Genomic DNA, 22,778 nt, shown 5'->3' with positions numbered 1-22,778 from the left:
TGGCGGCAGTTGTGACAAGGTAAGACGCTCGAACGCCACGTGCACCTAAGCTGTGGCGGTGGGAAAAGGGAACATGCCTAGGGAATCGCGCCTTGAGCCTGAAGTAGGAGAGTTGATCCGGCTTCGAGGTCGGGAGTGGGTCGTAGAAGGCGTCCGAGAAAGCGGCGATGCCGCTGCTCCGAAATCCTTCAGTATGGCGTGCATAGACGATGACGCGCAGGGAGAGCGATTTCAAGCTGTTGTCGACGCAGAAATCGATGTCCGACGCGTGGAAGACGAAGTTTGGAGCCAGATCGGACAAAGCGGAACTGACGATCCAGAAGTGTTCTCCGCTCATCTTAGAGCGGTAACATGGAGATCAGCTACCGCGGCGGATCGAGGTTTGTTTCAGGCACCATTCCGCGCTGGCATCAGACTTGACCCGTATCAGCTTTTGCCGCTCTCCAAGGCGCTCAAGCTTCCCCGTGTAAATCTGTTAATTGCCGATGACGTTGGTCTGGGTAAAACGGTTGAGGCAGGTCTGGTGCTGCGGGAAATGCTGCTTCGCAGGCGTGTAGACTACGTCGTAGTTTCCAGCCCTGCGGCGATGACCTCGCAATGGCAGGACGAACTCGCTCAAAAATTCGGTTTGGGATTTACCATTATCGACCGAGACTATTTGGCGACGGTCCGACGAAATTACGGATTTTCGGCAAATCCGTGGGCGGTTGGATCTCGCTTCATCATATCTCATAACCTGATTGCAGACGAAACATACTCTGATGGATTAAGTCAGCTCTTTGGTACTTTTCGTCCGCGAGCAATGCTTATCCTCGACGAAGCTCATCATGCAGCCCCCGCGAGCGGCGTTGCATATGCGACAGATAGCCAGTTTACGCGGGCTATTCGAAGTCTGGCCGAGCGATTTGAGCATCGACTATTTCTATCGGCTACGCCACATAACGGGCACTCAAACAGCTTTTCGTCCCTCCTGGAAATACTGGATCCGCAGCGTTTCACGCGTGGATTTCCCGTGGAGCCCGCAGAGCTGGAACCCGTTATGGTGCGGCGTCTAAAGAGCGACTTGATTAAACTGAATGTGTCGAAATTTCCAAATCGAAAGATCGAACCGATCATTTTGTCAGGTCTTCCCGAGGACGCTCCTGAGCTGGTGCTTTCGAGCCTTCTCGATGATTATCGAGAATGGTGCGAAACAGGGTTACAGGGTACACCTCTCGCCAACGCACGCTTTGTTTTGTCTGGTCTACAGCAGAGATTGCTGTCGTCTATCCCGGCTTTTTCCAGAAGCCTCCGGAAGCACCTTGAGACGCTTAAACGGCAGCGTGATCGCGCCGATCAGTCAGCGCCACAAACTGCAGCATCTCTTATGGCGGACACGCCAGTCGAACTCGAAACCGATGAAAGTGCCGACGAGAATAGCCTCCTCGATCTGATACAAAAGCAGGAGGAGGACGTCGCTGAGGCCGCTACCGCCGGCGTCAGATTTACGACGCGCGGCTTCGACGAAGCAATAACCCGCGTAGAGGCCATGCTCGCGATTGCGCGACGCAACGAACGCAAACCCGACGAGCGTGTGCTTTGGCTTGTTGATTGGATCGAAAAGAACATGATGGCTTCGCCAGGCCGGTGGAACGAGCGGCGCCTCATTATCTTCACGGAGTGGGAGGACACGCGACTTTGGCTTGAAAAGCGTCTCAATGAAGCTTTCGCCGACACCGATCTCGGTCCCAAACGGATTGCAACCTTTACCGGCATTACGGGACAACGGCGCCGCGAGGAGGTAAAGCTCGCATTCAACGCGGATCCTGCAAAGACGCCACTCCGCTTGCTCCTTTGTACCGATGCGGCCCGCGAGGGTATCAATCTCCAAACACGATGCCACGATCTTATTCACTTTGATCTGCCCTGGAATCCTTCTCGACTCGAACAGCGCAATGGCCGGATCGATCGTAAGCTTCAGCCAGCGGACACGGTGACCTGTCGTTACTTCGTGTATGCGCAGAGAGCCGAGGATCAAGTTCTATCGGCACTGGTTCGCAAGACCGAAACTATTCGCAGCCAGCTAGGGTCTTCCGGACAAGTGCTGGCGGAGCGAATCCATGGGAAGCTCACCAGCGGTGGCATTTCGCGACGTTCCGCGGCCTTGCTTGCGAGCGAGATCGAGGCGGAGGATGGAAGTGCCGCTGCAAAGCGAGCGCGCTTCGAGATGGCCGACGAAGAAGATAAGCGACTGGCACGTCTTTCCAAAGAACTTGAAGATTTGGATCGCGATCTTGAGCAGGCTAGAAAGCGAGTCGGCATCAAATCTGAAGATCTGCGAGCTGTTTTTGAAACAGCACTCGCACGCGACGGAGTTTCGCTCGTACCTGCTACAAACTTAGAGGTCGGGGATGCTTTCAGGATCGATCCAGCGCTTCCAATTTTTGCCAAAGACTCGTCTTGGAATAGTGTTTTTGACGAACTCCGCGAGGGGCGGCCGCCGAAGCCGCGAGACGTCGCAGAATGGCGCGCGAAGCATCCCGTAAGAGCCATAGCGTTCGAGGCACAGGTTCTTCCAGATGGGAGGGACGCAGATGATGTCGTGCAGGTTCATCTCGAACATCGATTGGTGCGGCGGCTCTTATCTCGATTCGTGTCACACGGTTTCCGCGCCGGCTTGAACCGGGCTAGTGTGATCTATGGACCCGGTTCGCAACCTCGCGTCGTGCTCGTCGGGCGCTTGGCGATGTTCGGCTCCGCGGCAGCTCGTCTTCACGAAGAGATACTGCCCATCACGGCGTTGTGGAGCGAGCCCGCGCGGGCGGGTCAAGGATTGCGAGCCTTCGGCCGAAGTGGCGACCAAACCACGCTCGGTGAGCTTGAGGAAGCACTTAAAGCAGCAACCGTACCCCCTAAAGACATCGTCGACCGCCTTCTCGCTGGGGTTCAAAAAGATCTGACCGATCTTCGCCCTGCCCTCGAGCAGCGTGCGAAGACCGCCGCGGACGTTGCGAGGAAAGACCTGACTGAAATCGGAGTCCGCGAATCTAGAGCCCTGAAAGACCTCCTCTCAGCCCAGCGCGAGAGAATTCGAAGGGGCGCAGCAGTGAAGGACACGGCTCAATTTGAATTGGATCTATCCGACCCGGCTGAACGCCGTCAGCGCGAAGCCGACCGACGGCATTGGCAGAGGCGCCTCGAAAGCCTCGAACGTGAAATCGTCGAAGAGCCCAGTCGCGTCATCGAATCGTACAAGATCCGCGCAGAGCGGCTTGAGCCCATCGGCATCGTTTACCTTTGGCCGAAACAATCATGACAATAATGTTTGAGGGGGCGATCGATCCGCAGCTTGAATGGCTCTACCATATTGGGCCAGTCGGGCTAGTTATCGGTCCCAACGTCATACGTGAAGAGGACCTGACGCCGGCGCGCCAAACGGCCGTGGACACGCTTTCAGTTGCGGAACTGCTAACGACCGACACCGAAGATCCTGCGCTTCCGGACCCATGGCTATTCTTCGAGCGAATCCTGGGCTGGGAGGCGCGGTACGTCGCTGGCGCGCCGGGCGGCCCTAGCCTGCCCGAAAATATTGCGAGTTATATATCAGAGCACGAAGTTCTGCTTTCGCCCGACTGGGCGGTCAGGGATCTAGGCGGTGCTGATCCAGGCGCGTTCCAGATTCTTGTAAAACTGCACACCACCCTTGATGCCGACAAGCGAGGCGTCCTCGATCGTTGGGATGCAACGCCGCATCATCAATTCGAACGCCTCCTCCGCGAAAGCGGCGTCACGATCGGAGTGCTTGTAGATCGATCTCATTTGTGGCTTATCTACGCACCGCGCGGAGAGACATCCGGATGGCTTTACTTTCCGCTTAGGAGCCTCGGGACCGTCGCGGGTCGCGCGATGCTTGGTGGCCTAAAACTTATTCTTGGCCATGCCCGGCTTTTCACCGAGCCAGAAGGCCGGCGACTTCCGAAACTGCTTGCTCGGTCGCGCGAGGCCCAAAATAAAGTATCTGCGCAGTTGGCCGAACAGGTTCTCGGCGCCCTGCATGAACTATTGCGCGCGTTTCACGCAGCCGATCCTGAACGCATCGAGCAACTCGCTGCGACGCGCCCTCATCATCTCTATGAAGGGCTCCTCACGACATTAATGCGGCTGGTGTTCCTGCTCTACGCCGAAGACCGCGAATTGATGCCAACGCAGAGGGTGGGCGAAGCCGTCGATATCTATGAATCCAGCTACTCCGTCCGCGGCCTTTACGCCCGGCTCATTGAGGATCGAGCACTCAATCCGGATACAATGGACGAGCGTGTGGGCGGTTGGGGACGACTGCTGGCGCTATTCCGGCTGGTCCACGGCGGTCATCCATCCGGATGGATTACCGCCCGTGGCGGCAAATTGTTCGATACAAATGTCTTTCCGTTTCTCGAAAGCCGGAACGAAGGTGAGCCGCGGGCGGCCGCAAAAGTGCTTCCAATCCGCGATGGCGCCGTCCTTCGGATCCTTGAAGGGCTGATGACGGTTGAGGCGCGTTCGTTCACCGGTGAGCGCGTGCGGGAGCGCCTCTCCTACCGATCTCTCGATGTTGAGCAGATTGGCTCGGTCTATGAAACGATCATGGGCTTTACCATTCAGCGCGCCTCCGGGCCCATGATTGCCGTTAAAGGCGAAAAAAACCTTCCGGTATTCGTCGACATTCTATTCCTTGGGCAGAAAAAGGCCCCAGATCGCCAAAAGCTTCTCAAGGAATGGGGCGTATCACCCACAGGCCGAAAACTCGAAGCCATCAAAAATGCTAAAGACGCTGGAACACTTACAGAGGCACTTGCCGCTATCTCCGATCCACGGGGGTCGCCGGGAGGCCACGTGGTTCAAGCGGGCAGTCCAATCCTGCAGCCAACAGATGAGCGCCGCCAATCAGGGAGCCACTATACGCCGCGCACCCTCACTGAGCCGATAGTCCGTTACGCACTGGAACCAGCCTTCGAGCGCATAGGCGAGGACGCGACGCCTGATCAGGTGTTGGATATCAAGGTCTGCGATCCGGCTTGCGGGTCGGGGGCCTTCTTGGTTGAGGCCTGTCGGCAAATTGGAGAACGACTAGAGAAGGCATGGGGCAAGAATAAGGATCTTAAGCCAGCTATCCCCCCCGACGAGGATGAGGCGCTGCATGCCTGCCGCCTAGTTGCCCAACGCTCACTCTATGGAGTGGACAAAAATCCACTCGCGGTTGACCTCGCCCGACTATCGCTGTGGCTTGCCACGCTGGCCCGCGAACACGAATTTACGTTTCTCGATCACGCGGTCAAATCGGGCAATAGCCTCATTGGCCTAACGCGGGAACAAATCGAGGCAGCTCATTGGGACTTATCGAAAGATAGCGCGCCGCTACTGCGAGGCCTCTTACGAGAGCGAGTCAACGAGGTCGCGATTGGACGCCGCGATATCCAATTTGCCTCGGACGACGTCACGCGCGCAATCCAAGAGGCGCGTCATCGTATCGTCGAAAAAAAGCTAGAGGGACCTCGCCTATATGGTGACGCGGTCGTCGCCGCATTCTTTTCGGCAGACAAGCCGCGGAAGCGTGAGGAAAAGAGGGTCGAGGTTGCTAAGTTACTTACGGGCCTTAGCTCGGAAACTGATCGCACCGAAAGGTTGGCTACCGTTGCCGCGACGCTCACGCAGGGCGCACACCCCATCCGGCCATTCCACTGGGAACTGGAGTTTCCAGAAGTTTTTACGAGAGACAATCCGGGGTTCGATGCCATTGTGGGGAACCCCCCCTTTGCGGGCAAAAACACGACAACCACATCTAACCGTGATGGCTTCCTCGATTGGTTGAAGGTGCTGCATGCCGGCACGCATGGAAACTCCGATCTTGTTGCTCATTTCTTTCGCCGCACTTTCGGTCTCATCCGTCAAAGGGGGGCGTGCGGGCTCATTGCAACGAACACAGTAGGACAAGGCGACACTCGTACGACCGGCTTGACTGCGATCCTCGCTGCAGGCGGACGAATTAGTCGGGCGGTGAAACGCTTACAGTGGCCCGGCGAGGCGGCAGTGGTCGTTTCCGTTATTCACATCACAAAAAGCAACAAGGGTGAGGCCACCTTGAATGGTAAGAATGTGAGGCGAGTATCGGCCTTTTTAGTCGAAGGAGATTTCGATACCAACCCCGCGCTCCTAAAGAAAAATTCTAGAACGGCTTTCCAAGGAACCAACCCAGTAGGCGCGGGTTTTTTGTTTGATGACGCGCGTGCGAAGAAGGGCGAAACACTATCGCTGCGCGACATGAACGAGATTCTCACCAACGATGCAACATTGTCCGAGTTTGTTAAGCCGTATACTTCCGGTGAAGACGTTGCGAACGATGTTCATCAGATGCACCGCCGCTACGTCATTGATTTTGGGGATTTAAACCTCGAGGATGCCGAGCGTCGAGGAGGCGCGCTTTTTTCTGCCGTGAACCGACTGGTTAAACCCGTTAGAGACACAGACAACCGAGAACACCGGCGGCAAAATTGGTGGAAGCACGGTGAACCGCAAAAAGGGCTGTATATCGCGATTGAAGGGCTTCCTTTAGTCCTCGTGGCTCCACAAACTTCGCCGCATCTTCAAATGGCCCTTCGCACGAACCAAGGAATATTCGCGTCTACAGTCATTGCATTCTCTTTTTCTAACTTCTCATCTTTTGCTCTGCTTCAGTCCCGCATACACGAAGTATGGGCGCGATTTTTTTCGTCTTCTATGAAGGACGATTTACGTTACGCTCCATCCGACTGTTTTGAAACATTTCCGTTTCCCTCTGAGCTCAAGGATCTGTCGGATCTGGAGTCCGCCGGCATGGCCTACCATTCACACCGCGCGACGCTAATGATCGCTCGCAATGAGGGCACGACGCGGATATATAATCGTTTCCATGATGCAACCGAAGGCAGTTCAGACGTCCAACACCTACGCGAACTGCATGCGAAGATGGATCGCACGACGCTTCGCGCTTACGGCTGGCACGATCTCGCAGAGCAAGCACAACCTGTCTTTCTAAATGAACAGACTGAAGACGACCACGCCTATCAAGGTCGACTGTTTTGGTCCTCAGGTTTTCGGGATGAAGTTCTGGCGCGTCTTCTCGCGCTCAATGTCGAGCGGCACACCGAGGAGGTTCGTCTCGGCTTGGTAAGCGCCAATGGCGCCCTCATTGCTAACGACAGCGAAGACGGCGAAGAGTACGAGGCGGAATAGTTGGATTGCGAAGGAGACGAATGTCGATAAGCGCCCGTTCAGGCGGGAGATGATCGAAGAAAAGCTCATCCCTGAGTTGCAGTTATTTCCCAACGCGTGACTTGTCCCGTTCGGGCCCATGCCGGCTTTTGTCCTCGATGAACTTGTAAGAAAGGATGCTATTGGCGGCGACCGAATATTGGCGGGGCTGAAATCACCCCTCAGACGGTCAATGGACCCGGCACAACTGCCAAATGGACCGAGTAGACCACAGCACATGCTCGCCGAATGTCGGTTGCTCCAAAGTACAAGAACGCGCCAATCGACTGAAGCAAACAGTTGCCCGGCTACTGGCTTCCGAAGGCGCTTCCGAGGCTCTATCTCATTGAAATTGCTGTCTTTAGTTAAATTCGACCCCCGGATTTATAGAACGTCCCATATTTCATATCTCGAATTGCAATCATTTCTTGCAAAATTAGTTTTGCAAGATTATCGTGTGGCGAGGGAGATTGTTATGAGCACCGCCACGATTGGAATCCGAATTCGAGCACTGCGAGAGAAGCAAGGGTTCTCGCAGGAGGACCTTGCGCAGCGTTTTGGATTCAAGGATCGCCAGACCCTCTCCGCAATCGAGACTGGCGACCGTCGCGTAACAGCGGAGGAATTGGTTCGGGCAGTGGAACTGTTTGGCGTTCAACTCGACTATTTCACGGATCCGTTCCTGCTCGTCGGTGAAGGCCGATTCTCCTGGCGCCAAAGCGGACTCGTTGGACGCGCGCTCGCGGACTACGAAGTCGATGCAGGCCGATTCATTGCTGCCTTCCGTACCTTAGCCCCGCAAATTGGGCGCGAAACACCTCTTCTGCGCCGTACGCTTGCACTAACTAGTCAATCGAGCTTCGACAATGCGGCAGCGGCCGGCGAACGCTTCGCTTTAGAATTCAAGCTCGGTGAGATTCCTGCAATCACGCTCGCTGACACAATGGAGCGCGAGCTCGGAATTCTTGTATTGATGGTCGATGCGATCAATGGGATTTCAGGCGCTGCTTGCAGATTGCCGGAGCTAGACGTCGTCCTGATTAACCGCCGCGAGATACCTGGACGCCGTCATTTCGATCTCGCTCACGAGCTCTTCCACATCCTCACCTGGGATGCGATGCCGCCAGAGCATGTCGAAGACGTCGCACCAAAGCGACGAACCCGGGTTGAACAGCTTGCCGATAATTTTGCTTCCGCGCTCCTCATGCCGGCGTCGGTTCTCGATCGATACGGGGACTGGTCAGGGCTCAAGGGTGACGATCTCATTAAGAGGCTTAACGCGGCAGCAGATGAGCTTCGCGTGAGTTCCTCGGCACTGCGATGGCGGCTCGTCGACTTGAAGCGTCTCGACAGATCCACTGCCGCAGCAATTCGGGAGGACAAACTGCGCAACAATGGCAGGACGAAGCCCGAAAAGGAGCCTTTGCCGCCGCTGTTCTCGAAGACCTTCATCTCAGTAATTGCCCGCGCGGTTGACGAAGGCCGCGTCGCAGTCCGACGGGTTTCATATTTACTCGGCCTCGCGATCGACGAGCTTGCCGATCTTTTCAGAGCTCACGGCGTCGACGCGCCCTACGATCTGTGAGGCGTCGATGTCGCGGCACCGTGGACCCATTTTGGTGGACACGAACGTCATCATTGAGTGCTGGCGAGTTTCGTCGTGGAAGGCGTTGACCAGTGGATATGCTGTCGAGACGGTCGAAATGTGTGAGATCGAGACACAGACCGGCCTTCAGCGCCGTACTCGCGAACAGCAAATTGATAGAAAAATGCTACGGGATACCTTGAAAGCAGTTCATTCGGTGACCGACGCACAGCGCGCCGCCGCTTTGCTGGAAACCGAGCAATTGCGTTTTTTGGACGCGGGTGAACTGATGCTTTGGTCGCATGCAATTACGCGTCCGGACGATTGGGTACTCTGTGGGCCAGACAAAGCCAGTCTAAGGGTTGGCATTCGGCTGGGATTTCGCGAGCGGCTCGTTTCGCTCGAGCGATTGCTCTCCGACGTCGGTCACCGTCCCAAAACCGAGCTGCGACAGGCTCATACGCAAAAGTGGCTGGAGCAAACTCTTACGCAACTGGTTTTGCTGGAGAAAAAAGGGCCATGACCGAATCTGTGGATATCCGAAGGGGTCTGGTGGACCTCCTGCGGCGTGATCTGATCGGTCCGCATCCGGACCTTGATCCGGATCTCGCGCACGAAGTGCTCAACGATGAGAAGCCGTCCCGTTGGTATCTCGGTGGTTTTATCGTGCCCGCATACGATGGTGTCCCGCCCGCGGCTGACGATGCCGAAGAGGTCGCCGAAGCGACCGGAGACGATCTTCTTGCTTCTGAGACATTGGATTCTTCGCTAGACGGCGATGCCGAAGAGAAGGAGCCGACAGACCAACCCCCACGGGATCGCTTTCTGCCATCGTCAATCGCGATCACAGTGATGCTTCCGGAAACCGTTCGGGAGGTGACACTGCGTGCTACTTGGGGCGACTATAAAACCGAGCCGCCGCTGCCGGACTCGCTACTGATCCCTGACGAAACGAAGAAAGGTGAACCTAAACCCGAGCGGCCGGAGAAGCTGCAGTGGATACGAATTCCGGGCGAGGCCATACTTCCAGTCGACATAACGCGCAATCGATCAGGAATTCCAGTTCCCGGTAGCGCCGCACCTCAACGTCCCGGCGGCGGACTTGAACTCTCAATTCACCAACGCGTCCTCGATCAGAAAACGCCCGAGGGGGTCGTCGAGCGCGTTCGGGTGGTAACTATATTTCTGGTCAATCGGCGAAAGCGCACCCGAGCGCCTTACACGGACATCGCATATGCATTTCAAGCTCGACTGGAGCTGAAATGCGCGAGCGGGTTCGCTCCGCGATATGATTTTTCAACATATCAATCCGACGATTTCGATCATCGTCTCAGCGATTTACATTACAGCGACGTCCGCGAGTATGCGGTGGGACGCAATACGTCTGGCGGTTGGGACGAACGTTTCGACGATGCCAAGACACCCCTTCCGGTCACCCGCGTTTGGACCGATTTTTTGCCAACCGAGGAAGTTGAACGTGTCGTTGCAAACGAAAATATCGATGTAGAGTTTGGAATCGAGGCACTCGCGAAAGCTGCGTCGAGCGGACCTGCTGCACTTGGTGCTGCACTCGATTCGCTGCCAAAACTCTACGCGGACTGGCAAGGCAGCCAGCAGGCGCTCATGGACGGGCTCGCCCCAAGGCGAAAAGATATGGCAGGCACACTGATCGATAACATGGATGCCGCGCGGCAACGCATCGAAGGTGGGATCAATGTTCTAAAGAACGATCCCCTCGCGCGAGAAGCATTCGCAATCATGAATACCGCCATGGCCATGGCCAACCGCCAGCGCGAAGCGGCACTGCGAAAAATATCTCCAGAGGCGATAGATCCGCCGAAATGGCGACCATTCCAACTCGCCTTCATATTGCTCAACCTTGCCGGTATGACAGACAAGGCAAGCCTAGAGCGAGATATTGTAGACCTCCTATTTTTCCCGACAGGCGGTGGCAAGACAGAGGCGTACCTCGGACTCGCCGCATATGCCATTTCGCTTCGCCGAATCCGCGGCCCGGGCATGCTCGGGGCGGGGGTTAGCGTGATCATGCGCTACACGCTAAGGCTCCTGACGCTCGACCAGCTATCGCGTGCCGCCGGATTGATATGTGCACTAGAGCTACTGCGAACCCGAACTGCCGAAGGCAGAAAGACGCTTGGTGACTGGCCAATTGAAATTGGACTTTGGGTTGGAGGCGCGGCTTCGCCCAACAATTTGAAACCTCGCAATTCTAGCGACAAAGACGCTGCAACGACTTGGCTCGGCCGTTATCAGCGAAGACCAAAAAGCGAAAAATCTCCGGTGCCCTTGAAGGCTTGTCCATGGTGCGGAGAGGCGTTTAAGCCGGAGAGCTTTTATTTCACACCCAACAAACAGACCCCGCAAAACCTGCTTCTCAAATGTGAAAACGCTGAATGTGAGTTCACTCGTGATCGTCCGCTACCAATCATCGTGGTCGACGAGCCAATCTATCGTCGCCTGCCGGCGTTCCTAATAGCTACGATTGATAAATTCGCTGCCCTTCCATGGGTGGGTCAAAGCGGAGCATTTTTCGGCCACGTCGATCGTTTTGAGCCGGATCGTGGCTTCTACGGCGCGGCGGAGCCGGGCCAAGGGCGCCCACTGGGTAACGGGCACCGGTTGGATCCGCCCGATTTGATTATCCAAGACGAGCTTCATCTAATCTCCGGCCCACTTGGCACCGTGGCTGGGCTGTATGAAGCCGCGATTGACCTTCTTTCGTCGAGACAGGTCAGCGGTAAAAGTGTCCATCCAAAGATCGTGGCATCGACGGCGACAGTGCGGCGGGCGCAAAAGCAAATCTGCTCCTTATTCGATCGTGACCGCACTGCTGTGTTCCCTCCGCCGGGAATTAGCCGAAAGGACAGTTTTTTCGCAAAGACGGTACCTTCAACCGAACAGCCGGCTCGCCTGTATGTTGGCATCGCCAGCCAGGGCCGCGGTCCCAAGCTGCTTTTTCTGCGGACGATGCAAACCATGCTCTCTGGTGCTCAGGCACTCAGCGAAGCGACGCCCAATAGCGAGGATCCAGCAGACCCCTATTTGACTATCCTCGCGTATTTTAACGCGCTCCGAGAACTTGGCGGGGCGCGGCGGATCGTCGAGGACGAAATTCGAGAGCACGTAGCCAGCTACGGCGATAAACGTTACCGAATTGCCCCATCCGGCAAACCCTTTGCTAATCGCGCCATGCGCCTTCCGTTAGAATTGACCTCCCGCGTTTCAACTGACGACGTCGCATTTGCGAAGGAGCGTCTAGGCAGACCTTTGCATGACGCCACTGCGCAAGTTGACGATGAAAGTATCGACGTTGCACTCGCGACAAACATGATCTCAGTGGGCCTAGATATCAGCCGTCTTGGCCTCATGCTTGTCCAAGGACAACCCAAAACGGCCGCTGAGTACATTCAAGCAACGAGTCGCGTGGGACGCGCCAGCAACAGGCCCGGCCTAGTGATCACGCTTCTGAATCTTCACAAAGCGCGGGACCGCACCCACTATGAGCAATTCCGCGCTTTTCACGGCTCTTTTTATCGAGCGGTTGAAGCAACGAGTGTAACGCCTTTCTCACCCCGCGCGCTGGACCGGGCGCTTGCAGCGGTAGTGGTTGCGGCAGCGCGTCATTTCGATCCCGCCCTTTCGCCATCTGACGCGGTTAGACGCCTCGATGACCACCCAGCCGTCCGCGCGCTGGTTGTTGCCACTCTTCGCAGACGCGCACAGTCCGCCGGACTGGACAACGAATCAATCGAAAGGGTCGCCTCTCGCGCAACGCAGTTGTTCGAAATGTGGGCGGATGTTGCCGAGAACCAAACTGCCACAGGTGGCGGCTTCACGTATGATGGCCCAGGAGCCGAGCGCCGGCTCCTCCAATACCCTTTGGATTTGGCATCAGAACTTCTTGATCCGGAGCATCAGCAATTTGCTGCAGCTCGCTCAATGCGCGACGTCGAATACTCTGTGTTCCTCAAAACCTGCGACCCCTTGGGCAGGTCTCTCAACGAAAGGGACACTGATCAATGAGCCCGCCCAAACAAAGTCTCAGTCAACTCTTCAACTCCTTTGGTCCAGGCGCAATGATGGATTTGCCAACGCGGTCCGTGGTGATTGCGGGCCTAGACCATTGGGATGGTAGCAAGGCTGCATTCAAATCAATAAGCGAACCGCGACTCACGGCTCTCCTTCAGACCGTCCTTTCTCAAACGGGAAGATGGGAGCCAGGAAAGCCAGTGCAGTTGCGCACGCCGCCCATCGCTCGCGAGAATCGCAACGAGCCGGATCCGGCAGGCATCGCTGTTCGGGTTTTTCCCACGTGGTTCACCTGTGAGGGAATAGTAGAATCTGGCACTACCAATCCGCGGCGCCGCCGGCTTGTTCGTTGGACTGAGCTCGATGCAGCCGGAAATCGTAAGAAATTTCAGAGGGACGACGGGAAAAAGATCGATGTGACACCTATCCGTTTCGTCGGCGCATGCAAAGATGGTCACATACAGGATATCGATTGGAAGTGGCTCGTCCACCGTGGGACGAAGTGCGACGAGGCAATGTGGATTGAAGAACAGGGCACAAGTGCAGACCCGGCAAACATACGGATCGGGTGCCTCTGCGAGCGACCCAGCGTGTCGCTTGCCGACGCGTTCAAACCAGGCTTTCTCGGAACCTGTAAGGGGCATCGGCCTTGGCTCGATTCGGCAGAAGCCGGCTGCACAGAGCAGCTTCATTTTCTTTCGCGTTCGGCAACAAATACCTATTTTCCCCAAGCTGTGACGCTTATTTCACTGCCAATTCTGGAGGATGCGCTTAGCCAAGCAATTCGAAAGCACTGGGCGAGCCTCCAATCTGCAACCGATCCAGCCTTCATAGGCGTCCTTAAGAACGTTCCGGAAATCGGCGCGTCGATTGGCAGCTACAGCAACGACGAGATTTATGCGCGCGTTGTGCAATTGCGCGACGCGGTGATGCGCGAAGCCATTCAGGATCCCAAGATCGCAGAATACGACCTTTTGAACAGCGGCGATCAACTGATAGGCGCCGACGCTCCAGGCGAACCCCTGTTCGCCGAAACTTTGAACGTTGAGGCAATGGATCGGTGTTTGTCATGGAGCAATGAGCCGATTCTCCAGTCGATTGTCGCCGTCCATCGCTTGCGGGCTGTTACCTGTCTTTATGGCTTTACCCGGCTCGAGCCAGCACCAACCTTTGCCGAACAAATGCTTGAAGACGTACGGTTGGCCGTCGATGGAGCCCCGCTTTCAGAAAATGCTGACTGGCTTCCAGCAATGGAGCAACTGGGCGAGGGAGTGTTTTTGACGCTGAAGCCGAACGTCATTCGCGCTTGGCTACAGCGAGATACAGTAATCGCTCGCAGCAAAATGTTGGTTGCCGGTGCTGCTAACCATGCAGCCAGGAATAACGTTAAAAACCTATTTCCGGGAATGCCCTACGTTCTACTTCATTCGCTATCTCACGCACTCATGGAAGAAATCGCGTTGGAGTGCGGCTATCCCCTGAGTTCGTTGAAGGAACGCGTGTATGCAATCGCTGGTAATGATACCGATCGGAGCGACAGATTCGGGATCCTAATCTACACGGCCAGCGCAGGCGCTCAAGGAACCCTCGGCGGGCTCACAGAAATCGCGAAGCAGATCCCACAACTTCTTCTCAGTGCTTGCGACCGCTTTAGACTGTGTTCGAACGATCCGATTTGCGCTGATCACGATCCATCCGTTTCGGGAGACGAGCGGTCGCTATTGGGCGCAGCTTGCCATGCTTGCGTCCTAGTTTCCGAAACAAGCTGCGAAGCTAGAAACACATTTCTTGATCGGGCACTGCTGGTCGAAACGATTTCCGGGACTCGTTCTCAATTAATTAGAGACACGTAAACCTCGCGCGACATCTTTTGTGTTGATTGTTCGTCAACTAGAGGCGTTTGATCGCGGCGACTTTTCTCGCGTTTTCTAGATTAGGTCGGTGAAAGGTTGCTGCTGCATGTCGCGTGCCCTGAGGTCGGTCGCGATAGATAGCTGTTTTTCCGATTTTCTTGGGTAAGGCGTTGCCTGATCAGTTCTAGATCGAAGGTCAGTTTGTATTCAGCCAAATCTCCGAGCGGCTCAGGGACGGTATGAGCGAGTGCTTTGCTCACAAGGTTACAGAACACAAGAAATGGCAGCGTTACCTCGATGATGCTCATATCCGTCTGCATGACGGCCATTTGGCTTGCTATCGGGCCTGCCCCAGCCGTGTTGCCAAATACGACGCCACCTCTAATTGGTATTTTGAGATTGTCGCAGGCTGCCTCAACTCGATGGATCAGATTTCCGAGGATTTGAATCGCGCCTGGATAATCGAAAGCTGAGCCTTGCGGCATTGCAGATAGTATTCTGAGATAGTGGTCGGCGACAGCATCAATTTCCTGCTCGTTTGCACCCGCTCGCCTCGCTGCCTCCAATAGCACTTGTCGATCATAGGCGTCTTGATGGTGTACTGGTTCGTCACCATGCTTGCGTGCATTTGCGTTTTGTCGCTGCCGTCGATAGTCTTCTGCCGCCTCGCGATCATCCACGGACTTCAGTTCTCCCAGTACTTCTTCAGCGCCGCGGTGAACGTATTGAAGTTGCCCGTCGGCCAAGAAGTCGGCGAATTGTCGCGCACCAACCAGTGCATATAGTTTGCCGTGACGAGTTTATCCCGGTCCGCGGTGACGACGTGATTGAAGCATTCTATCCAAGTGCTCTGATAGCTGCCGCCGAACTTGCTGCAGGTCCTGAAGGCATCGAACCGCGAGCCGCCAAACACATCCCTTGCAAGCCTCTCCAGCGCGGCTGTCGCGCTGCAACCCAAGCATTTGACTTCGAGATAGAGGTAGCCGGCATTGAGTGCGTCGCCCAACGCAGGAGAAGGCTGCGCCGGTCCCTGAAGGCCTAGCATCCGCTTATTCCATGCCTCGCAGGCCAAACGGTCGGCGGTCTTGCGCGCCTCCGCTGCCTGTTCTGCGGCGGCCCGCACTGACGCGCCGTAGATGGATTCCCGCGACCTGGTGCCCATCGCCCCATCAAAGCGGGTCGCGAAGCGCAACGCAAATTGCACTAGGGCTGGTAGTCGGCGATTGCCGAAACCCCGGCGAATTGTGGTTGGGATAATTCCCGGCTGCCGGAGCCGCGAACGGTCGCTATATCATCGGCCCACGATCTCTTCCCGGATCAGCGTGGCGGCTTTTTCGTAAGCATTGGCAAAAAAACGGAACCCTTCTCTGGAGGAAAACCCGCTGTGCTCTGGTGAGCTAGGCTCGTTCGCCACTTTGTTTAGATAATGCTCCATCGATTTGAGGTGCTTCTCCAACTCGCTGCTTCCCCGGAAAAAACCGGCTCTGTTGCGCATGTGGAACTCCACGTCGATCTGGAGCTGATTGAGGTCGTCAATGTCGGTCTTTGTGAACGTCTTAGAGGCCTTGACCTTCCGCCTTACCAACTTCACGTCCATGTATGTTCTGCTTAGTTCGGTCAGGATATCTTGCCGCAGCTTACTATAGTCCCGCTGTTGCTGAATGCTGTCCTTGAAATGCTCAATTACCACAGCGGTCACGATGCCCAACACGCCGACAAGCCCGGCTTGAAGCAGAGCGCTCACCCATTCCGCCTCGTTTCGAAACGCTATAGGTGAGGGTCGCATGGTTATCGCCAATGCTCCACCCACGCCGCCAGCCGCGATCAGCACCAGCAACAACAAAAGCCAGAAGTGCTTCCGCATGCTTCACCTCTCCGGGGTAAGAACCAGCAGCTCGCCTCGACCAGCTTACCACTCGACGGTAATGCTTGCGGCATGTCGTTTCATGGCGACGTGCGGCGGAAGCGCCTACGCCCACGGGGCGGGCTCAATAAATATGAGCCGTAGCATCCGAGCGCGCGGGGAGCTGCGTTCCAATTTGCGCCGCTGAGCCGACTCCCACCTTATAGCAGTGGTAGTGGTAAGTGCTAGCAGTGGTGGTGGTAAGTGCGATCACGTCCACTGATTGTTCGGGAATTTCAGGGACTAGGTAAAATACCGCCGTTGCCCCCCAAGGTGCGGCGGGCGTTTGTGAGTTTCCAGAGTGCCAAAGCGTATCGAGATGCCGGGGTTCATAAAACCCCAGCTCGCCACCCTGAAGACCAAAGCGCCCCAGGGTGGCCAGTGGCTTCATGAAATCAAGTACGACGGCTACCGCGTGCAGGTCCATCTTAATCGGGGAAGGAAGAAAGTCTTTATCCGCAACGGACTGGACTGGACCAAGCGCTTCACGGAGATCGCCGGCGCGCTGGCCATTTCGGGCGAAGCCATCGTCGATGGCGAGGTGGTGGTCGTCCATGAAGGACGCACCAACTTCTCGGAACTGCAGGCCGAGCTGGCTGCGGGCAGGCAGGGCCGGCTCGTCTACTACGCCTTCGACCTGCTTTGGCGGAATGGCGACCTGCGCAAGCTGCCGCAAATTGATCGCAAGCAACTGCTGCTGGACCTCCTCGGCGAGAACGATGTCGAGCTGCCCGTGCTTTACTCCGAACATCTTACCGGGGACAGACAGGAAATGTTCGAGCATGCGGCCAAGCTGAACTGGGAAGGCATTGTATCCAAGCGTGCCGATGCTCCCTACAAGTCGGAGCGTGGCGAAGCATGAGCGCGAGAAGTTTCCTGTCGTCGGGTTCGTCAAAGACCTTAGCGGCGTCGCGGCGCTGTATCTCAGCAAGAAGGACGGCAGCGAACTCGTTTACATGGGCAAGTTGGGACGGGCTGGTCTCGCACCATCTCAAGCCAGATCAGAAAGCAACTCGACACCGTGGCCAGCCCGAAGTCAAAGCTGACGAGACCCATCAGGAAGCCGAAAGCAACATGGGTAGAGCCAACATTCTATGCCGATGTTGAATACCGGGACATCACATCGGAAGGCTTGCTACGAGCGAGTTCGTTCAAGGGCCTGATCAAGGGAGCGGGGCGCGCCTGAACAACCGTCGTATGTCCGTTGCTGAGTGTAATGCTGACCGACGCCGGTAGTGAGCAGATATCGCCTTTTGACCCTTCGCAGACATTCGACTTGATGTCCATGTGGTCCCGCTTTCGATCAACCTGCGGCTTTGAGCGTTGTGATCTACTGAATACTGTCCCACCCTAACAAACGCGTTAAGCGCCTTTCGACTTTCTCGGGCTAGCCACCGGAGCGCGCGGCAGCGCCTCGACGTCTCGCGAAGGCTTTTCCTTGCCGACGCGCTCGATTAGGAACCGTGACAGTGCCTCGAACCTGTCAAAGCGGTTTATCGTGTGGTCCTTATAGACCTCCTTGGAGAACCAGAACATGCGACGGTTGAAGGTGAGCCACGTCGAGGGCATCAAGACGTAGTCGAAGATCGCTTCGTTCTTCTCGTCCAGCCGGACCGCGACAACCCATCCCTTCGGCCATCTCACGCGATACTGCAGCGTCCAGCGCAGGGGCCGACTTTCGTAGTTGCGGCATCTTGCGACACGAAAGACGACATTCACGGCATTATCGATTCGAAGACATTCGGTCGCAGCGTTGAGGGTGGCATGGCGACCAAGTTTCTCGAAAGCGTCTCGAAGGCGCGCAGCATTGCCAAGCTGCAGGGCGACCCATCGTTGATGCGCGGCGTATTTGTCAAACCAGCCTTGATTGCCGTTGTACCCGATGAGCCGATAGATGTTCCGCAACGCGCCGAAGTGCACAAAATACGAAGACATGGATGGCAGACCAGAACTTGAATTGATGATCGTTTTACTGAGCCTGCCTTTCTTCATCAGGACCTTGCGAAGGCGAAGCAACATTTCTTCTTCGGGAATACTGACGCGCCCCTCGCCCATGATCTTTTGCACGCGCCGGAATGCGTCGCGATGGATGATGGGCTCGATGGCATCTTCATTTCTGATCCAAAGCTCCCTTGGGTTGCGCGTGACCTTGGCGCCAAGCTTCCTGCTTTTGCGATTGTAGGTCAGAACGCCAATATAGGCTTCGTTCCGGAGAAGCTCGCCGACCGCTTTTCCAAGCCACGGTTTCCCCTGGCTATTCATGATCCCTCGCCGGTTGAGCTCTCGGGCAATGGTCGCCTGCGATTTGTGACGGAGATACTCGTGGAAAATCCATTTCACGATTTCGACTTGATCGGGTGCCCCAAGGATGAGCTTGACGTGGTCGGTGAGCAAAGATTTGCGCTGGCCGACCGTCAAAATACCCTTCGGCCTGCATTGATCGTCGACGAGACGTCGTTGCAGCGCGTAAGCGGTAGGGCCGCCCATTTTGAAGCCGCGACGCGTCAGTCGGATTGACCCTGCAAAAACTTTGGCGGAGAGTTCCCGACTGAACTCAGCCGCCATCACTCTCTTAATGTTCTTCATGATGCTGGCGAGAAGGCTTCCGTCATTGTCGAATTGCTCCGCGCAATAAGCGACCTTGACGCCCGCCTTGCGGCAGATGAACTCGTAATGCGCGCTCTCGTCAACATCCTGAAAGCGTCCCCACCGGCTGACGTCGAAGACAAGCAGATGAGCGAAGTCAGCGCGCCCCGATTGCACGTCTTCGACCAGTTCGGTAAGGCCAACCCGGTTTTCGATCTTGAGGCCGCTTTCGCCCTCATCACGATTGGTACGGACGATGGTTAGCTTGTGAAGTTCGGCGTAGGTCGCGATGACCACTGCCTGATTCTCAATGGAGTATTGCTGGTAATCCGTCGACATGCGGACATACTGCGCCGCCCGTAGGGCTTTTTGCGACTGAGGCAGGCGTTTCGCATGCACGACAAGGGCGTTCGCCATGTTGCCTCCACGCGGCGATGTCGTGTCGCGCCCTTTGGCGCATCTCGAACCATTTAGGCGCGTCATGAGGTCCGCGCCACCAAAAAGTGTATTCGGAAACGGTCAACTGCTATGTCGTATTTCTTGAAGGCAGGCTGCGGCGTGCGAAGCGAGCTGCGGTGGATCGTGGGCTTGTCCGCTTCGGCACAAAACGGACTAAGGTTGATGCCCGACTTGAGTCCGGACGTCGCCGACGTGCAGCGACGAAGTAGAGCGATGGCGCATACAGCGAACGGGCGCGCTGCTGTTAAGTTTCTTAAGAAGTCCGCCCCTGCTGAGCACACCTTAATTAATTGGCACCGCATGGGCGCGCAGGAGGCGTTACAGCGGATCGAGGCCGTGACCGCTGTCAGGGCAGTGGCCATAGCATTTTCCGCACCCAGCGCGCGGCCTGCGGCCCATGGCGGGCTTTTGGGGGGCCGGGGGCGGAGACCAACACGGAGAGGGCAGCCTCTCCCAGCGCGGCGGCGCTGCAGTGTGCGCGCCCTAGGGTTAGCCGTTTCTGGGAGGAAAAATCTTCCAAAGCCGGATCGCGCTATGTCGGCTGTTGGAGGAAGAGCGGAAGTCGAATTTTTGAGGCGCGAGGGCAGCCTTTGACCCAAAGCGGATGATAGCGGGTGACGCGAAGCATCTGCGCTAATCGGCGCAGGGGATCACTACGTATCACTGCGTTTTTTTGTCGGGATCCTTAGGTTCCAGCTTGTCGATCAGCGCCTGGATCCACTTGGGGATCGCGACGATTGGCGGGGCGTGGACCTGTACGTTATCCCCCCCAACGTCCTTGCGCACCTTGTCTTCTAGGGTCTTGGCGTCCTGCTCGAGCTTCTTGCGGTCGACGACCTTACCGGTGAAATCAACCAACTCCACGTATTCGTCAATAGTAGCAGCGTCGCCGGCCTGCAGGGCGGCATAGACCCTAGCATTGTCTTTCTTGCTCAGGATCTTCGTCCAGTTCGGTTTCCAGCGTGCGAACAGAATCCTGAGTGGCAGCTTGGCAAGCTCCTGCCGGTAACCGGCCCCACGGACTTTCTTTTGCGGGTTGGCCTCTATCATGTTGATCAGGCGCTCGATGCGTCGGTTGGTTCGCTCTAGCGATTTGAGCGTTCCCGGCGCCAGCTCGTTGTGCTTCAGCGCCGCCTGATGGGATTTCTGCGTCGCCTCCCGTTGCTGGGCGAAGGTGGTCTTCGGCGCCCTGGAGAACGCCACGGAGGTCCTGAGGTCGATCGGCCTGTTGGCCTCGAAAGTAGCCTTGTCCAGATCTCCAATTATGGCTGGCGCGACGCCCGCGAACAGCGGATGAGTGGCGACATAGATCTCGTCGCCCCCCAGCATAAATTGGACGCTTTCGTCGAACGTGCCCAGTTTTCCGTCTGTCGCGCCGCCAAAGACTGCCTGCGCCGCCTTGAATCCGCTCGCAGGATTCTTGGCCAGTTGGTCGTAATGTTTCTTGAAGGTGGCCACAACGATGTCGTAAGTCAGCCTGCGGCGCACATCGATCGGGTCCGTGGAACGGAGGGTCTCTCGCATCAAATCCTGGTCGCTGTATCGGTGATAGCCGACCTCGCGGTTGGAATTCTCATAGATCAACATCAGATCCACGCCCATATCGCGGATGTCCATAGTGAAGAAGATGCGCTGCTCGTAGTCCGAGACCTTGGCATAGAACTGGTATTCGCAGGCAGTCCCGATCACGGCGATCGGATCCGTCTGGCGCACATCGTGCGTCAGCACGTATTGAAGGTTATCCCAATCGACGTTGGTGCCCGGCTTCTTATCCAGTTCCCGGAAGCCCTTCAGCGCCTTGTCGTGATAAGCTTTCAGCTTGTTGTCGAATTCCGCCGACTCGAACGACTTCACGAAGTCGAGCATGTTCAGGACAACGAGCCAAAGCTCCATAATGTCCCTTTGCAGACGAAAGGAAGAGGTCACGTTCCCTTCGCGGAACGGCGCCCGATCCAACTTCTTCTTACGCACGTCGCGGATGACATCGGGGTTGCCCCAATGGAGGTTCTTGTACTCCATGTAGGCGAAGGTCCAGACTGTGTCCACGTAGATGGAGTTCATCTCCACTGTGACGCCGGGCAGCGTGCCCTTAAGCACCATTTGCTTGATCTTCTCGGCGAGGTCCGACGCTCGGATATAGACCTTCCAATCATACGCCTTGCCGCGTCGGTCATCTCCCCTGCGATCGAGACTGACACCGGCCTGGGCCGCCACCTTCCGGACCGGCGGGCTCGGGATCGTCTTGCCCTTGGCGGCAAAACGCGCCAGCGCCGCGCCCTTCATCGCCTCCGTTACCAGAAGATAGACGTTGGCGAGCGTCGAACCACCCTGGGGGGGCAGCGTCCGAAGCCCGAAGAATATATCGAACCGATAGCCCTTTCTTAGCTTTTTGGTAAGCCTTTTGATCTCGGCTTTCTGATTGTCAGTGATGGAGTCGTCGGCTGCCGCCTGCTTCAAGATATCGAGTAGCACCCGCCGGAGCGTTTCGTCGAGCAGAGCCAATTGCTTGATGAAATGTTTGCGAGACTTCTCATGAGTAAGGATGAAGGCGGTCTTATAGGTCTGGGCCGCGACGAAGAAGCCGTGCTGGGCGGTGAAAATGTTTCCGATCGCCTCATAACGCATCTGCTGGTACTGGGCATTCCACCATTGGCCGATAACGTTGTCGTTCAGGTCCTTGGTACCGGTGTTGTCTCGCGCCTCGCCGGGGAAAAGCAGGATGTAGAGACTGACCGTCTTGCTGGGCGGTTTCAGTGCGGTTTGAGACTCGTTCATCCGCCAGTACAGGTAGAGTGTCGGCAGCTGCATTACCAACCACGCCTTCAGGGCATACTGGTCGTTATGATCCGGCGGGTTGCGCTCGGTCAGCAGCTTGCGAAGCATATCCGAGCGGGACCAAGCCACCGCCAGGCGGTCACTGTCGGCGCTGCCCCACGACGCCGGATCAAAGTCAGCCGGATCGTCATCGAATGTCAGCGCGCTATCGGCGCTCCGGCCTGTTGAGTCGAAGTCGTCGCCCATCAGCCTTCTCCTTGGGCCTCGGGCGCGATCAGTCGAAGACCACGGTATCGTCCGGCCTGACCAGTTGCCTCGGCAT

12 protein-coding genes and 1 pseudogene are annotated in these 22,778 nt (G+C 56.5%); 8 read left to right on the top strand and 5 right to left on the bottom strand.

Going from position 1 to position 22,778, the window contains the following annotated elements:
* Positions 1 to 73 precede the first annotated feature (73 nt).
* The 6 genes from drmD to V1286_RS29825 all read left to right on the top strand — a co-directional run bounded on the left by drmD (position 74) and on the right by V1286_RS29825 (position 14,733).
* Entirely contained in the window at positions 74 to 3,295 is a 3,222-nt protein-coding gene (gene drmD, locus V1286_RS29850) for a DISARM system SNF2-like helicase DrmD (protein ID WP_334485710.1), read from the top strand.
* Positions 3,292 to 7,227 (top strand): DNA methyltransferase, encoded by a 3,936-nt coding sequence (locus V1286_RS29845; RefSeq protein ID WP_334485708.1) that lies wholly within the window; start codon positions 3,292 to 3,294, stop codon positions 7,225 to 7,227. Before drmD ends, V1286_RS29845 begins: the two co-directional genes overlap by 4 nt.
* Before the next feature lie 493 nt (positions 7,228 to 7,720).
* Entirely contained in the window at positions 7,721 to 8,830 is a 1,110-nt protein-coding gene (locus V1286_RS29840; protein WP_334485706.1) for a helix-turn-helix domain-containing protein, read from the top strand.
* A gap of 34 nt (positions 8,831 to 8,864) precedes the next feature.
* Positions 8,865 to 9,353 carry a hypothetical protein gene (locus V1286_RS29835; protein WP_334485704.1) on the top strand — a complete coding sequence of 163 codons (489 nt, stop codon included), beginning with the start codon at positions 8,865 to 8,867 and terminating at the stop codon, positions 9,351 to 9,353.
* Positions 9,350 to 12,874 carry a DISARM system helicase DrmA gene (gene drmA / locus V1286_RS29830; protein ID WP_334485702.1) on the top strand — a complete coding sequence of 1,175 codons (3,525 nt, stop codon included), beginning with the start codon at positions 9,350 to 9,352 and terminating at the stop codon, positions 12,872 to 12,874. The genes V1286_RS29835 and drmA overlap by 4 nt, the downstream gene beginning before the upstream one ends.
* On the top strand, positions 12,871 to 14,733 hold the full coding sequence (locus tag V1286_RS29825; RefSeq protein WP_334485700.1) for a DUF1998 domain-containing protein: 1,863 nt from the start codon (positions 12,871 to 12,873) through the stop codon (positions 14,731 to 14,733). Before drmA ends, V1286_RS29825 begins: the two co-directional genes overlap by 4 nt.
* 80 nt (positions 14,734 to 14,813) lie before the next feature.
* Here the strand turns inward: V1286_RS29825 and V1286_RS29820 are convergent, their stop codons facing one another.
* From V1286_RS29820 to V1286_RS29810, 3 genes are all read right to left on the bottom strand, one after another.
* On the bottom strand, positions 14,814 to 15,413 hold the full coding sequence (locus V1286_RS29820) for a hypothetical protein (RefSeq protein WP_334485698.1): 600 nt from the start codon (positions 15,411 to 15,413) through the stop codon (positions 14,814 to 14,816).
* A gap of 5 nt (positions 15,414 to 15,418) precedes the next feature.
* Positions 15,419 to 15,895, bottom strand: a complete 477-nt coding sequence (locus V1286_RS29815; protein WP_334489993.1) for a hypothetical protein — start codon at positions 15,893 to 15,895, stop codon at positions 15,419 to 15,421.
* 129 nt (positions 15,896 to 16,024) lie between these two features.
* Positions 16,025 to 16,597 carry a hypothetical protein gene (locus tag V1286_RS29810; protein WP_334485696.1) on the bottom strand — a complete coding sequence of 191 codons (573 nt, stop codon included), beginning with the start codon at positions 16,595 to 16,597 and terminating at the stop codon, positions 16,025 to 16,027.
* Between the two features lie 340 nt (positions 16,598 to 16,937).
* On the opposite strand from V1286_RS29810, the gene V1286_RS29805 reads away from it, so the two are divergent.
* Together V1286_RS29805 and V1286_RS39060 are read left to right on the top strand one after the other, a co-directional pair.
* A complete protein-coding gene (locus V1286_RS29805) occupies positions 16,938 to 17,498 on the top strand; it encodes an ATP-dependent DNA ligase (protein ID WP_334485694.1) in 561 nt (186 codons plus the stop codon).
* Positions 17,499 to 17,585: 87 nt separating this feature from the next.
* Positions 17,586 to 17,822 (top strand): annotated as a pseudogene (locus V1286_RS39060) (ATP dependent DNA ligase); the annotation flags it as partial.
* Positions 17,823 to 17,998: 176 nt separating this feature from the next.
* On the opposite strand, the gene V1286_RS29800 reads toward V1286_RS39060, so the two are convergent.
* Positions 17,999 to 19,639, bottom strand: a complete 1,641-nt coding sequence (locus V1286_RS29800) for a recombinase family protein (RefSeq protein WP_334485692.1) — start codon at positions 19,637 to 19,639, stop codon at positions 17,999 to 18,001.
* A 702-nt stretch (positions 19,640 to 20,341) separates the two neighbouring features.
* On the bottom strand, positions 20,342 to 22,702 hold the full coding sequence (locus V1286_RS29795; RefSeq protein WP_334485690.1) for a hypothetical protein: 2,361 nt from the start codon (positions 22,700 to 22,702) through the stop codon (positions 20,342 to 20,344).
* Between the last annotated feature and the right edge of the window lie 76 nt (positions 22,703 to 22,778).

Origin of the sequence: Bradyrhizobium algeriense (genome assembly GCF_036924595.1) — a bacterium.
Classification (GTDB): domain Bacteria; phylum Pseudomonadota; class Alphaproteobacteria; order Rhizobiales; family Xanthobacteraceae; genus Bradyrhizobium; species Bradyrhizobium algeriense.
Note: the sequence above shows the minus strand (reverse complement) of the source record. Positions and strands in the feature narration are given on the sequence as shown.